16 protein-coding genes are annotated in these 12,418 nt (G+C 34.0%); 5 read left to right on the top strand and 11 right to left on the bottom strand.

Going from position 1 to position 12,418, the window contains the following annotated elements; translation table 11 throughout:
* Positions 1-17 precede the first annotated feature (17 nt).
* The 4 genes from B4A23_RS01440 (at position 18) to B4A23_RS01425 (ending at position 3,729) form a co-directional block, all read left to right on the top strand.
* Positions 18-716 carry a hypothetical protein gene (locus B4A23_RS01440; RefSeq protein WP_291116003.1) on the top strand — a complete coding sequence of 233 codons (699 nt, stop codon included), beginning with the start codon at positions 18-20 and terminating at the stop codon, positions 714-716.
* Positions 713-1,711 carry a DUF4365 domain-containing protein gene (locus tag B4A23_RS01435; protein WP_291116000.1) on the top strand — a complete coding sequence of 333 codons (999 nt, stop codon included), beginning with the start codon at positions 713-715 and terminating at the stop codon, positions 1,709-1,711. The genes B4A23_RS01440 and B4A23_RS01435 overlap by 4 nt, the downstream gene beginning before the upstream one ends.
* A 635-nt stretch (positions 1,712-2,346) precedes the next feature.
* The gene (locus tag B4A23_RS01430) at positions 2,347-2,913 is read left to right on the top strand and encodes a Crp/Fnr family transcriptional regulator (RefSeq protein WP_291115997.1); all 567 of its coding nucleotides are present in this window, start codon (positions 2,347-2,349) and stop codon (positions 2,911-2,913) included.
* 78 nt (positions 2,914-2,991) lie between these two features.
* Complete coding sequence (locus tag B4A23_RS01425) at positions 2,992-3,729, top strand: SDR family oxidoreductase (protein ID WP_291115994.1); 738 nt, start codon at positions 2,992-2,994, stop codon at positions 3,727-3,729.
* Positions 3,730-3,932: 203 nt separating this feature from the next.
* Here B4A23_RS01425 and B4A23_RS01420 read toward each other — a convergent pair whose 3' ends face one another.
* Positions 3,933-4,286, bottom strand: a complete 354-nt coding sequence (locus tag B4A23_RS01420) for a winged helix-turn-helix transcriptional regulator (RefSeq protein WP_291115991.1) — start codon at positions 4,284-4,286, stop codon at positions 3,933-3,935.
* 127 nt (positions 4,287-4,413) lie between these two features.
* Here B4A23_RS01420 and B4A23_RS01415 point away from each other — a divergent pair, with 127 nt between their 5' ends.
* Complete coding sequence (locus B4A23_RS01415) at positions 4,414-4,722, top strand: putative quinol monooxygenase (RefSeq protein WP_259190202.1); 309 nt, start codon at positions 4,414-4,416, stop codon at positions 4,720-4,722.
* 130 nt (positions 4,723-4,852) lie between these two features.
* Here the strand turns inward: B4A23_RS01415 and B4A23_RS01410 are convergent, their stop codons facing one another.
* The 10 genes from B4A23_RS01410 to traK all read right to left on the bottom strand — a co-directional run bounded on the left by B4A23_RS01410 (position 4,853) and on the right by traK (position 12,416).
* The gene (locus tag B4A23_RS01410) at positions 4,853-5,890 is read right to left on the bottom strand and encodes an alpha/beta hydrolase (protein WP_414647045.1); all 1,038 of its coding nucleotides are present in this window, start codon (positions 5,888-5,890) and stop codon (positions 4,853-4,855) included.
* A gap of 138 nt (positions 5,891-6,028) precedes the next feature.
* Positions 6,029-6,958: a helix-turn-helix domain-containing protein gene (locus B4A23_RS01405; RefSeq protein WP_291115986.1), complete on the bottom strand. Its 930-nt coding sequence runs from the start codon at positions 6,956-6,958 to the stop codon at positions 6,029-6,031.
* Positions 6,959-7,083: 125 nt separating this feature from the next.
* Positions 7,084-7,467 carry a DNA-binding response regulator gene (locus B4A23_RS01400; protein ID WP_291115983.1) on the bottom strand — a complete coding sequence of 128 codons (384 nt, stop codon included), beginning with the start codon at positions 7,465-7,467 and terminating at the stop codon, positions 7,084-7,086.
* Positions 7,468-7,846: 379 nt separating this feature from the next.
* Positions 7,847-8,122: a molybdenum ABC transporter permease gene (locus B4A23_RS01395; protein WP_291116227.1), complete on the bottom strand. Its 276-nt coding sequence runs from the start codon at positions 8,120-8,122 to the stop codon at positions 7,847-7,849.
* Between the two features lie 102 nt (positions 8,123-8,224).
* Positions 8,225-8,659: a DUF3872 domain-containing protein gene (locus B4A23_RS01390; RefSeq protein ID WP_291115980.1), complete on the bottom strand. Its 435-nt coding sequence runs from the start codon at positions 8,657-8,659 to the stop codon at positions 8,225-8,227.
* Between the two features lie 11 nt (positions 8,660-8,670).
* Positions 8,671-9,231, bottom strand: a complete 561-nt coding sequence (locus B4A23_RS01385) for a conjugal transfer protein TraO (RefSeq protein WP_349679932.1) — start codon at positions 9,229-9,231, stop codon at positions 8,671-8,673.
* Between the two features lie 21 nt (positions 9,232-9,252).
* Entirely contained in the window at positions 9,253-10,146 is an 894-nt protein-coding gene (traN, locus tag B4A23_RS01380; RefSeq protein ID WP_291115975.1) for a conjugative transposon protein TraN, read from the bottom strand.
* Positions 10,147-10,171: 25 nt separating this feature from the next.
* Positions 10,172-11,509 carry a conjugative transposon protein TraM gene (gene traM, locus B4A23_RS01375; RefSeq protein WP_291115972.1) on the bottom strand — a complete coding sequence of 446 codons (1,338 nt, stop codon included), beginning with the start codon at positions 11,507-11,509 and terminating at the stop codon, positions 10,172-10,174.
* Positions 11,510-11,517: 8 nt separating this feature from the next.
* Positions 11,518-11,781, bottom strand: coding sequence for a nitrogen regulatory IIA protein (locus B4A23_RS01370; protein ID WP_291115969.1), 264 nt, complete (start codon positions 11,779-11,781; stop codon positions 11,518-11,520).
* 11 nt (positions 11,782-11,792) lie between these two features.
* Entirely contained in the window at positions 11,793-12,416 is a 624-nt protein-coding gene (gene traK / locus B4A23_RS01365) for a conjugative transposon protein TraK (protein WP_291115966.1), read from the bottom strand.
* Positions 12,417-12,418 lie beyond the last annotated feature (2 nt).

The raw sequence follows: 12,418 nt of genomic DNA, 5'->3' as shown, positions 1-12,418 counted from the left end.
TACAAAATAACTGATTTTTGTTTAAATTAAAACTTTTCAATTCAATTTATACCTCTGACGCCAAGCTCCGAAGCGCTCCTGAAAGACTAACCACACAAAAATATATGGATTTTAAACACGAATTCTCAACTGTAGATTTACTAATCACTTCTAATTTTGAAACTAGAGGTGTTGATGCATTTATTTTAGCTTTAATAAAAGTTGAGAAACAAATGCGTAGAATATTTACTTTCTTAATATTTCAACATTCAAATTTCTCTGAAACCAAACATGCTCTTGAGTTACGTGATGTACTTTCCGACAATAGAGATATGTATTTTGAAAATTTTATAAACGGAATAGATAAAATTTACTCAAAATCTGTCAAATCAATTTACGGTGAGAATTATAATGAAGATCTCGAAAAAATTAAAGAAATCGTAAAAGATCGTAATAAGATTTTTCACGGGCAAATAACATCCAAAAAATTATCGAGAAAAGAGCTTTTAGAAAAAGTAGAAATTCTTAAAAATTGGAGTAAAAAAGTAGCTGAAAAATTTGAAGCAGAAATTGGCTATGATGGTTTTGCAAGAAACTCATATCAAAAAGCAAAAAAAGAATTGAACCTTATATCGATAAATGACTTTTCGAGTGTAGAAAAATTCAAAACGTTATTAGAAGAAATTGATAGAAAAGGAAATTTAAAAATTAAGCGTCACTTTAAAGAACCCAAATGATTAGAAAGAAGCAAAGAGTTCTTCAACATTTAATGGAGGACGAATCATATGAAATTATTAAAAGTCAAATTCCAAAACATTGGGTAATAAGAGAATTTAATCGACCAGATTATGGAATTGATTTAGTTATTGAACTTTTTGAATTAATTGATAATAATATTGCTGAGACCCTGGGCGAATTCATTTATGTTCAAGTAAAATCTGTCAAAGAATTGCAAGTCAAACAAGAAATTATTTATGAAGTTGGAAATGTTGCAAAAGGAGTATGGAAAGAAAATAGAAAATCATATACAACACTTGATGTAGTAAAATATCCTTTTGACACGACTTCAATTTTCACGATTCAATCACTTGGGGGTAGTGTTCCTGTGTTATTATTCGTTGTTGATATCAAAAATAGAGATACTTATTTTGTTTGTATAAACGATTATATTGATAAAATAATTTTACCACAGATCCCGAAATATGTTGAACAAAGTTCGTTGACGTTCAAAATACCAGCACTTAACAAACTATCTAACGTTGATATTGCAAATAATGCACTTAAATTTTATGGAAAAAGAGCTAAACTTCTTGCTGCTTTTTCGAAATTTTCATTTCAAAAAAATGAAATCAAACATATTTTCGGCTACAATGATTATCCGGTTTGGACGTACCGTAATGAAATAGAGAAAGATAAACAATATGAACCTGATGAAATTAAAACTCAACTTTTATATTTTGTATCTCAAATAGAAGATTTGGATATATGGCTACATAACGAATGGCAAGTATTACCACAAGCAAGATTTGACTTAGAGCAAATTAAAGTTCTTCTAAAAAGTGATGAAATCGATTGGAGGATAATGAAAGATAAGGTTATTGTTTTGTGGCATCAGTTAACAAATTTAGGAACCATGTATGAGGATATTTGTCGAGAGTGGTTTCTTCCTAAAATGATTAGCTTAATGACATCTTATCCAACAATGCCAGATATAATAATTGATGAAGAATAAAAGCAGATGGATAACAATAACTGTTTCACAAATAGTATTTCTTCAAAGTAATCAAAATATTTGACCTCGTTTAAAGCTTTTTAAGCGAGGTTTCTTATTTTATGAAGTCTGTTAATTAATTATTTTATGACTTTCTTGAAATTATCAACATCACTGCCAATTAGTAAATAGTTCGAAAATCCAATATCTAAGAGCGTATTGCCAACCTTTACATTGTCGATATCACTATGAGCATTAAGTTTAATGCTGGGATATTTCGTTCTGAATTCCTGGAGTTGTGCGAATATATTTTTGTCGTAAAAGTCGAGATCAAAAATACAAACATTGGGTAGTTCTGTTAATGAAGACAATTGCAATGTCCCTGTGCGATTATTTGTGAATGGTTTGACAGAAGAAAAGAAAGCTAATTTTAAATATATCCAAGGAGCTATTGCGAAAACAAAGGGTGAAAGTCCCGAGAAAAAAACAAGACAGAAAATCAAATTATAATCAAAAGTGGACTATTCTTTAAGGGTATCATAATGAAATTATACTGGCTGTTCAGCGGAGGGAAAAAGAATTCTAATTAATATTGACAACATTTTTTTTACCAAATGTGAAATAATTAAATAACATCAATTACTAATTTTGTAACAATGAAAAAATTGATTGAATATATTTTGCAGTTTGGGAACTTAAACAAACAACAAATAGACCTTATTACAAGTAGAGTAACAGAAATAGAACTTAGCAAAGATGAGTATTTTTCGGAAGCTGGTAAAATCCCCCGACAAGTAGCATTCGTAGTGGATGGGATTGTTCGTGGTTGCTATTACAATAACAAAGGAGAAGAAATTACACGTTGCTTTATTCCCGAAAATAATTTAGCAGTCGATTATACCAATTTTGAAAACAATTCTACTTCTACCGAATATTTACAGGCAAGTACCAAGTGTAAATTGGTTGTCTTTTCAAAACAAAATTGGGACGAGCTTTCGCTTACTATTGTGGGATGGGACAATATTAAAAATAAAATGGTACTAAAATGTTTCTATCAAAAATCAAGAAAGAGTCCTGTCATTTCACAAGACGCAACAACTCGTTATTTGGAATTTCTTGAAAATTATCCGACGTTAACTAATCGTGTTTCGCTTGCTCATATTGCTTCTTACTTGGGCATTACACAACAATCGTTGAGCAGAATTAGAAAAAACATTCGCTAAAATTAGTTTTTACCATTTGGTAAATAACTTCATTTTTTAATGATGCAACTTTACATCATAAATATTAAAAGATAGAAAATGAGAACAGCACTTATCACAGGAGCAAACAAAGGCATAGGTTTTGAGACAGCAAAACAACTTTTACGAGAAGGGTTTTACGTTTATCTTGGAAGCCGAAATTTAGACAATGGTTTACAAGCATCTCAAAAACTGAAAGCAGAAGGATTAACAAATGTAGAAGCCATTCAGATTGATGTAACCAATGATGTTTCCGTAAAAAATGCTCGTATTGAAATCGGCAATAAAACAGGCCGTTTGGATGTTTTAATTAATAATGCCGGTATCACTGGTGGTATACCTTACACAGCATTGGAAGCAAGTCCAAGTCAATTTTTCGAAGCATTTGATACGAACGTTTTTGGAGTAGCAAGAGTAACGCAGGCATTTATTGATTTGCTTAAAAAATCAGATGAGCCAAGAATTGTGAACGTAAGTACAAGCGTTGGTTCATTATCACTTCAAAGTGACTCTAATTGGTTAGGTTACAACTTTGCAAAATATGCTGTTTATGGTTCATCAAAAGCCGCTTTGAATATGTATACTGTTCATTTGGCTTACGAACTTCGTGAGACACGTTTCAAAGTAAATGCAATTTGTCCGGGTTACACGAAAACCGATTTTACAGGTTACAATGGTGGTGAAGTAGAAGTTGCTGCACAGCGCATTGTAAAATATGCCTTGTTAGACAAAGACGGAGTGACAGGGAAATTCATTAGCGAAGAAACCAATCCCGAAACAGGCGAAATTGCTTGGTAACAAAGGATTAATAAAAGGTTCTACTATTAATATCGGTATAAGGGAGAAATTGAAAGTTTCTCCTTTTCTTTTTGCAAACCTTTTATCTTACTTTTTTTAATTAGTCAAAATAAAGTTTGACTTTAGTTACGCACCGTGTTAGTCTAATATTTTTGGCTTTTAACCCAATACAAACTTAAAACATTGTTGGTATTAACATTACCTTATGTTTTTCTAATCTCTTCACGATGCTCCGTTCCCCAATCTGAAAGACTTCGAATCACAGTTGTTAATTTTTTTCCATGGGCAGTTAGTTCATATAATATGGTAACAGGGCGTGTGTCAAGAACAGTTCTAGTAACAAGCTTATTTAATTCTAATTCTTTGATTTCTTTACTCAACATTTTATTAGATATTCTATTCACGTCATTGAGTAAATCCGTGAATCTACGGTTTTGGTTAAAACAAAGAGAGGCAAGAATTGAAATTTTCCATTTGCCACTCAGCACATACATAGCATCATTTACTGCTCGTACGTGTGCATCGCATTCGTTGTTTGGGGCTTTTATCGCTGTCATATGTTACTTGGTTACCGAAAGGTTACAGTTACTTTTTGATACTATGTTACAAATATAAATACGTTAACATTATCTTTGCAAAAGAATTCAAAAGAATTTCTATAATAAATAATTAAATCCCTTTACAATGGAAAAGTTTACTCTCGTAATTAAATTTACAGCAAAGACTGATAACTACGAAAAATTTAAAGAAGCACTTACAAATTTATTTAAAAAAATAGATGAGCAGGAGAATTTTATGCATGCAACAATTCATCAGAACATTCAGAAACCCGAAGAGTTTTTAGTTTATGAGGCTTGGAATGAAGATATCGAACATTTTAAGAATGTTACATTAAAGCAACCACATGTTTTGGAATGGGAACAACTGTTGGTTGATATGGAAATAGTTCGTGATTATGCTGTTTACCAGTCATTTGCGAAATTCAAAAAGTAATTCTATTCTATCAGAAATCAATAATTAGATTATGGTCATATTTTTTGATATCTAGCATCTATGTTTTAAACGTCATTAAACACAAATAGTCCGATTTAATCGGACTATTTGTGTTTAGCTAAACTATTTATTATTTCGCAAATAATGCAGATTTTAATACCGCTGATGCTTGAATAATGGATGTTTTAACTGCTGGTATATGTTCTAAGGGATTCAACATTCCATAATCGTGAATAAAACCTTTGTATTCAGTAATTGTTGTCGGTACGCCAGCTTCATCTAACTTACGGGCATAAGCTTCACCTTCGTCATGTAAAATGTCATTTTCTGCCACTTGTACTAATGCTGGAGGTAATCCTTTTAATTCTTCAAGACTCGCTTGCAATGGTGATGCGTATTTGTTTTTTCTTTTTTCTGCGTCAGGCAAATAATTATCCCACATCCATTGCATTAATGGTGTTGTAAGGAATCTTTCTTGTGCGAATTTATCATAAGAACGTCTGGTAAAATCGGCATCAGTTACTGGCCATAATAAAATTTGTTGTTGAATTGTCGGCCCATTTTTATCTTTTGCCATTAAAGCCACAACAGCAGCCATATTTCCTCCGACACTGTTTCCAACGACTGCTAATTTGCTGCCATCAACTCCAATCTCTTTCCCATTTTCTGCAACCCAAACTGTTGCTGCATATGCTTGATTAATCGCTACCGGAAACTGCGCTTCAGGTGACGGAGTATAATCAGGAAAAACTGCTACAGCTCCACTTTGTACTACTAAATCACGAACCAATCTTTTATGTGTAGGATAATCTCCTAATACCCAACCACCGCCGTGGAAGAACATAAAAACGGGTGAATCTTTCTTCGCATGAAGAGGTTTTACAATATGCAATGTTAGATCTTGTCCATTGTATCTAATTACTTTTTCGGACTCCTGAATATCAGAATAATCAAAATCTACAGATGCTTGAGCATCTACTAATACCTGTCTAGCATCTTTGGGTGCTAAAGTTTCCAATGGGGATCCGCCTCCTTGGTTTAATACATTTAAAAAATCTCTAGTTTCTTTAGAAATATTTAAATCATTTGCTGCTGGTTTACTTTGTTGTGCCATACTTAATGAATTTAGAGTTAATGCAATTGCGCTTGTTAATAATAATTTTTTCATCTTATGTACTTATTAATTTTGATAGGACAAAGGTACTGTGGTTTACCATCTGAATCATTAGACGAATTTCATTAAGTATTGTACTTTTTTCTTTTTTATGGCGATAATTATAATTTTTTGGTTTTTATTGTTGGATTATTAGGTGTTTTTTGAGTTTTCGTTCCTGAAGTTCAAAGGTGATTGTCCCATTCTTTGCACAAAAAAACGATTAAAATAGGCAGGATCATCATATCCTAACGTATATGCAATTTCCTTAATACTTAATGAGGTGTATATTAATAATCTTTTTGCTTCTAATATGATACGATTCTTAATGTATTCATTTGGGTTTTCAAGATTTAATTTTTTAAATTTCGTTGTTAAGATCTTGGGAGAAGTTTCCAAAAGATCGGCATAATCACTGACCGAATGCTTTGAACGGTAATGTATTTCTATTAATTGACTAAAGTTTCTGAACAAATCTACGTCGAGAGGTATATTCGAACTGATTTTGTTTTCTAAATTTTGTTTTTTCCAAATACGAGTTGAAAATATAATTAATTTTTTTAAATAAATTCTCAACATTTCTTCAGTTGACGAATCTGCTAAGTCCATTTCATCTTGTATTTCTCTTAATGATTCTTTTACTTTATTAGATTCTTCAGTTGCTAATTGAATCATGGGTAACTGTAATACGTTACTGAATAATAAACCATCACAAGCAACTTCCTTATCATGTATCTGTATACAATAAAAATCTCTATTATAACCGATTATTTTATTAGATTCGCCTGTAATATGATCAATCCACACATATTGATTTACATTCACAAAAAACAAAGCATCATCCGAAAGATCATAAGTTTTAAAATCAATGGTGATGGTATTACCTTTCTCTAAAAAAATAACCTTAATTCGATCTTTAAGGAATTGCAAATTTGATAACAGTTGAGATTCCGATAGTGGATATAACGCTATCAATTTATGGTTATCTTGGAAATATGCTGTAGGAGACAAAGCCTGTGTAATTGACATAACTGTATCAAAATTAATAGTAAATATACCTAAATTTAAGTTTGGATATTTCAATTTACTATGGTGTTTTTTATATTGATCGAGAAGGTAGCGAAAAATTCATCATGTATCATTGGTAGTATAATTACCCAAAGCGTATTACTCATGTTCTTTCGTTGGATTATTATAAAATATAGTCTTTAATTGCTATAGATAGCTTTTTTAAAGTGATCAGCATCACTACCAATTAGTAAATAGGTCGAAAAACCAATACCCAAAAGCTTCTTGCCAACTTTTTCATTGTCAATATCACTATGGGCAATAAGTTTAATTTGGGGATATTTCGTTCTGAATTCCTGAAGCTGCGCCAATATATTTTTGTCGTAAAAGTCGAGATCAAAAATACAAACGTTGGGCAGTTCTGTTAATGAAGATAATTGCGATAATCCTTCATCAATGTTTTCTGAACGGAAAAACACTTCAAATCCGGAAGCAATGAGTTCATTATAAATACAATCCAGAAAAGGACTTTTATCATTGATAAATGCGAGATTGATTTTTTGTTGTGCAGTACCAGTTTCCATATACAATATCTTTTAGAGGTTGATGTAGCTCTGCACAAAAAATAAAGCGCAGGCAACTACACTTACACCGACATTGAGGCACTGGTATACCCGACAACGAATAAGCGAGCGCCCACGCCTATGGCATGAGCGTTCTTCCTTATTGTCCCGTTGTCTTAAAAATTACCAGTTTTCAATGTGGGACTTAAAGTAAAAACACTTTAAGATTTTTCTATATGTTACTACAAAGATAGTAAAGTGCTTCCGATACGAAAACACAATCTTCATAAAATTTGCTTATATGTGAGTAGTATTATTGATATGGTTGATACCCTTAAAAAACATAAAATCGGAAAACTTTTAGGTTGTCCAATTTATTTTAAAGAGGTATTTATAAAAATTATTTACGTTGAACAGGTTGTTCGATAGTTTCTTTTTCCTTCTCTTTTTTCTCACGAGAATAAGCCCATAATGCTAATAATCCGAAAATTATCATTGCGTAAGCTATCCATTTACCGATCCTTTCAAGAAGTTTAATAAAGACAGAACTCTCATAAGATGAAAATCCTTCTGCGCCCATTGGACTACGTCTGTAAAACTTTCTTCTGTTAATCCAGTAACGCAGTACCAATCCTCCAACCAAAAATAGTATTCCGATAACCAATGATGCAATCATAATAAAAGCTTTAAATCTACCCTTTAAAAATACGAAAAATTTTGCGTTCAGCATTTCACAAAGAGAAGAAATCCTGCTTTCTGGGCAGGATTTCTTTCTATCTTAATTAACGCTGTTAAACTGGAAATTCAATTGTTTTTCATTCCCAAAGCTATCCGAAATCCAGATATCGAAGGATTGTGATACAATGGAATTTGACGTGTAATACAAGCGAAATTGTTCCGCAGGTAATGAATAGAGGTCATTCGGTAGATAAGGAGCATCATCGTAATACCGCAATATTCCATTTCCGTCAAATTGGAAGTATCGTAAATAATATTGTGTATTATTGTAATTGCCTGTACGCTGAATGGTAATGCGTATTTCTATGGTTTGTCCATTGGCAACCTCTTTAGGTACTGGCATTACATTAATTTCGAAAGGAAAATCGTTTTGTATTTCAAGTCCGTCATCTTTGCTACAAGATGCCAACGAAAATGATGCTGAGAGGATTAACAGTAGTAATACTGTTTTTAATTTATTGAATATTGCTATCATGGTTTCTATTTTTAAAAGTTAAATCGTAATCCAACGCCTGCCGATGGTCGAAACTGTTCGAAATCTGTTCCGCATAAAACTTTTGTGCGTCCTTGTAGAATCACCACAAATCTGTCTGATAGATAGGTTTCAAAGCTCAGTCGTCCACCAGCTCCGTAGATGAAATTATCCTCGCTCAGTATTTTCGCTCCATCATATAATAATGTTTCCCCACGATTGATGGTTTCGTAACCAATCACTCCTATTAATGCGAAATTCAACGTAATGTTTTTTCGGGTGTCGCCTAACAGAAAGAAGCTGTAACCACCTTCAGCGGTATACGTTTCTTGTGGTATTTTTAGGTTTTTATAATTTTGAAATTGATGGTTGTATTCAAATGCCCACAACTGATAATTGCCGTTTGTTCCATTGACAGTCATTCCAATATTGATGTAGTAATCATTTCCGATTTTATCATTGGACAATATTCCTGTACTAACTTCCAAACCTTTCTGTTTAGGTAACATTCGTTGTGCCTGTGTTACCGTGATGGCCACAAAGAGCAGCATCATGGTATAGATATACTTTTTCATTGTACTTTAGTTTTAGGTTTATTAAAATTTCAGGTGCATATCGTTAATCAAACGAGCTTTGATTAAATCTGAATTTTCCACCTGAAGTGTTTGGTGTCTTCCGCCATTTCTCTCAAATATCTCAATCAGCAGTACCTTGTCATCCGCAATCGTAAATTGATCTAATAGAAACACATTCTGTTCCTCAGCTTGCCCTGAAATTTCTGTAAGAGGTTTATACGTTCGAAGTGGCGTTATTGAGCGTTCTTGTACCACCGTTCGGCTGGCTACTTTCTTATCGACAACTTTGAAATTGATAAAATCAATCTGAAAAGGCACATTCGTTTTGTTCTTCAACGCGGTGTGGAAATAGTATTTACCGTTGTGGATATAAATTCCTTTTAGGATATACTGAATACCGAAACTTTTAGCTCCAATATGCTTAACAATACGTTTGTCCTTGTTGTAGATGGTTTCTAAAAGTAGACCAGCTAGTGATGGTGAATTGTTGCCTAATTCTTCGAAAAGAACGTCGTTTCCATTGGCTTTGTCTACTGATTTTTGCATTGTCAAAAGATCATAACTCAATACGTCAGGATAAGGGCTGTAAAACACGTTGAAGCTGTAAAAACGTCCGTCATCGGTAATCACAGAAAAGTTGGTTTCAGTTTGAAAATCCCTTAGTGATGCTTTTACTCGTAACACGTTTTCTGCTTCTTCTGCTTTACCTGCTATCAGGTAGTCACTTCCCAAATCAACATAACGAATAGCAGTCGGGAAAATTAAATGAGATGTTTTGTCGTAAGTAACCTCCATACGGTAAGGTTCTATCTTGCCCAATGTAAGAGGTTCTTTGATGCTGTCTTGAGCATAAGATTGTATGGCAAAGCCGAATATCAGGGCGATTAACCAAAAGGTTTTTAAATGATTTTTCATCGTTTTAATAATTTATAATTGCACATTATTTTTTAGATACCAAGAAGACCTGATGTCCTGCCTTTAGGGTTACTTTTGGTGTTCTTACTTTTTTAGCGAAGTAACCCGAAATACCCTGTACTACGCCACGACTTAAGTCTGCGGCAACCTGCTGTCCGGCATTCTGCGTAAGCATCACACTGGTTCCGCCTGTCTGGCTCATGTTACCTGCCATTTCAGTAAGGGCATTCATTTCGGGCGAATACGGAACATACAAACCTTGTTGTCCATCCAAATCGTAAATAGTAATATCTACTGGAATGATATTTCCATCTAATTCTAGAGACGTAATCTTTAGTTGTAAACGTCCGCCTTGAAATTTAGCATTGGCTGTAACGACAGTTCCTTTGGGAATAGTACGCTCAGGAGTTTGAGCAGCTTCCAATAAACGCAATCTCACACCTGTTTCACCAATCACAGTTTGTGCATCATGCACACAGGCTTTGATGCTATTTTTAGGTTGTACAACTTGCTCTACCGAACCTGCGGTATAAAAACCACGGTTTCTGGTTTCGCTCCAATCTTCCAAAAAAGCACTGTCGGTAGGTTCACGATACAAGGCTGATACCGTATTCTTTCTTACAGATGTAAAGGATACGAAATGCTCTTTTTGATTGGAAGGTTTTACATTGGAATTTCCAGTAGGAACAACCGTTGTATTATCGGTATTTGTACCCGAAGGAAGATACTTCGCTGCCATTTGATAGGACTTTTCCATTAAAGCCAATTGATCATCCACGGTTGCAACTTTTGGTACATCTTTTTCCGCTAATTGTTCTTTTAAATCATCCAATTGTTTGCGGAGTTCGATAGCTTCCGAATTGTCGTCTTGATAGAATGAACCCAATGTATTTTGCATATTTCGGTAACTGTTCAATCCAGGATTGTTGTTTCTTCCTGCATTTCTACTACCACCATAATCGTAGCTTTCTTCTTCATCAGCATAGGATTCGTCGGTAAATTCTTCCTTATCTTCTATATTCCAATAATCGGACAAAGTGGCAAGTGCATTGCGTTTTTCTTGTTCTTTGTTATGAAGCATTTCTTGTTCGTACGCCTTACCTTTGTCATCGGGCATTCCTGCGCCGGTAGCTTGCGGTACGGCATCATTCAGTCCAAGATTTTCTAATACTTTTATGTCTTCTGATGGTTTAAAGATGAGGTACATACAACCTACAAAAACAACTGTCATTAAGCCGAATATTAGGGGCTTTTTAAGCTTTTCCTTAGTATCTAGTGTGCCGTTTTGCAACACATCAACGGTATCTTTCGGGATTCCCTCGGTTACCCGAACAACCGATTTTTTGTTTTCATTTTCTTTCATAAATCTTATTATTTAAATGTTAATAAGGTGTCTTGTAATCTTGTAGAAGATTCCTTCTTTTTAAGCACTGGGTTTTCGATATGCTTGATGTTGATGGCCTCGTTTGACGTAGCTGTATCATGCCATACGTTCCAAATAACGGCTGCAGTTAGTATGAAATACCCCATAAAAAAATATAAGGTGTATTGTCGTTGTTTCCGTAGCGGTAATGCTCGAAATCGATCGTCCAGCTTGTCAAAATGCTGCTCTATATTTGCTCTTAATTTTTTCATATCCTGAATTTTTAACGTTCAATGACTTCGATATCCCTGTTTTCTACTACTGCAAAATTTTCGATATTAAACCCTTGAGGATTATTATCAGAGCGAACAGAGTTTAAGAGATTGCAGGAAGTAATAAGGTTACGTTTGGTCACATTGCTCGAACGGATAATGAATTGTTTGGCATAGGTTCGCACCGAATAAGGATAGGTGTCGAAATTGCAAACGACACTATCAACCTCTATGCGTTGCTGTACGTTACCCGAAATAATGCGACTGTAATAGCCTTTTTCTGATAAGTCTTTGTAATAATCAAAGGCACTTTTATCGGCAAGATTGAAGGCTCTCTTCATATTGCTTTCAATAGCGTTCTTGTCAGGAGCGAGGGTAAAAAAGAGTTCGTGAAATCTCCGTACGTGTTCTCTTGCTTCCACAGGTCTGTTGATACTTGCATCTTGTGCTAAAGCCAGCATCAAGGATTTACCATTGTCTAGGACATAAACCTTTTGGCGTTGTTGCTCCGCAAAGCTGTAGGACTGCCATACGGCATATCCTACAACACTTATACAGAGTACGGCAAATACAATGGTGTACAGCCTGATTTGGCGAAAACTATTTTCAATATTTCTTAATGTTTTAAATTCCATTT

It is taken from the genome of Empedobacter sp. UBA7248, from assembly GCF_002472945.1.
Taxonomy (GTDB): Bacteria; Bacteroidota; Bacteroidia; order Flavobacteriales; family Weeksellaceae; genus Empedobacter; species Empedobacter falsenii_C.
This window is presented reverse-complemented; position numbering and strand designations above follow the sequence as displayed.

Excerpts from the sequence above, each read along its gene's own strand:
- B4A23_RS01420 (WP_291115991.1), bottom strand. The coding sequence starts at position 4,286 with ATGACAGCGATAAAAGCCCCAAACAACGAATGCGATGCACACGTACGA.
- B4A23_RS01400 (WP_291115983.1), bottom strand. The coding sequence starts at position 7,467 with ATGGAAACTGGTACTGCACAACAAAAAATCAATCTCGCATTTATCAAT.
- B4A23_RS01425 (WP_291115994.1), top strand. The coding sequence starts at position 2,992 with ATGAGAACAGCACTTATCACAGGAGCAAACAAAGGCATAGGTTTTGAG.
- traN (WP_291115975.1), bottom strand. The coding sequence starts at position 10,146 with ATGAAAAATCATTTAAAAACCTTTTGGTTAATCGCCCTGATATTCGGC.
- traM (WP_291115972.1), bottom strand. The coding sequence starts at position 11,509 with ATGAAAGAAAATGAAAACAAAAAATCGGTTGTTCGGGTAACCGAGGGA.
- B4A23_RS01390 (WP_291115980.1), bottom strand. The coding sequence starts at position 8,659 with ATGATAGCAATATTCAATAAATTAAAAACAGTATTACTACTGTTAATC.
- B4A23_RS01430 (WP_291115997.1), top strand. The coding sequence starts at position 2,347 with ATGAAAAAATTGATTGAATATATTTTGCAGTTTGGGAACTTAAACAAA.
- B4A23_RS01415 (WP_259190202.1), top strand. The coding sequence starts at position 4,414 with ATGGAAAAGTTTACTCTCGTAATTAAATTTACAGCAAAGACTGATAAC.
- B4A23_RS01435 (WP_291116000.1), top strand. The coding sequence starts at position 713 with ATGATTAGAAAGAAGCAAAGAGTTCTTCAACATTTAATGGAGGACGAA.
- B4A23_RS01370 (WP_291115969.1), bottom strand. The coding sequence starts at position 11,781 with ATGAAAAAATTAAGAGCAAATATAGAGCAGCATTTTGACAAGCTGGAC.
- traK (WP_291115966.1), bottom strand. The coding sequence starts at position 12,416 with ATGGAATTTAAAACATTAAGAAATATTGAAAATAGTTTTCGCCAAATC.
- B4A23_RS01385 (WP_349679932.1), bottom strand. The coding sequence starts at position 9,231 with ATGAAAAAGTATATCTATACCATGATGCTGCTCTTTGTGGCCATCACG.
- B4A23_RS01395 (WP_291116227.1), bottom strand. The coding sequence starts at position 8,122 with ATGATTGCATCATTGGTTATCGGAATACTATTTTTGGTTGGAGGATTG.
- B4A23_RS01410 (WP_414647045.1), bottom strand. The coding sequence starts at position 5,890 with ATGAAAAAATTATTATTAACAAGCGCAATTGCATTAACTCTAAATTCA.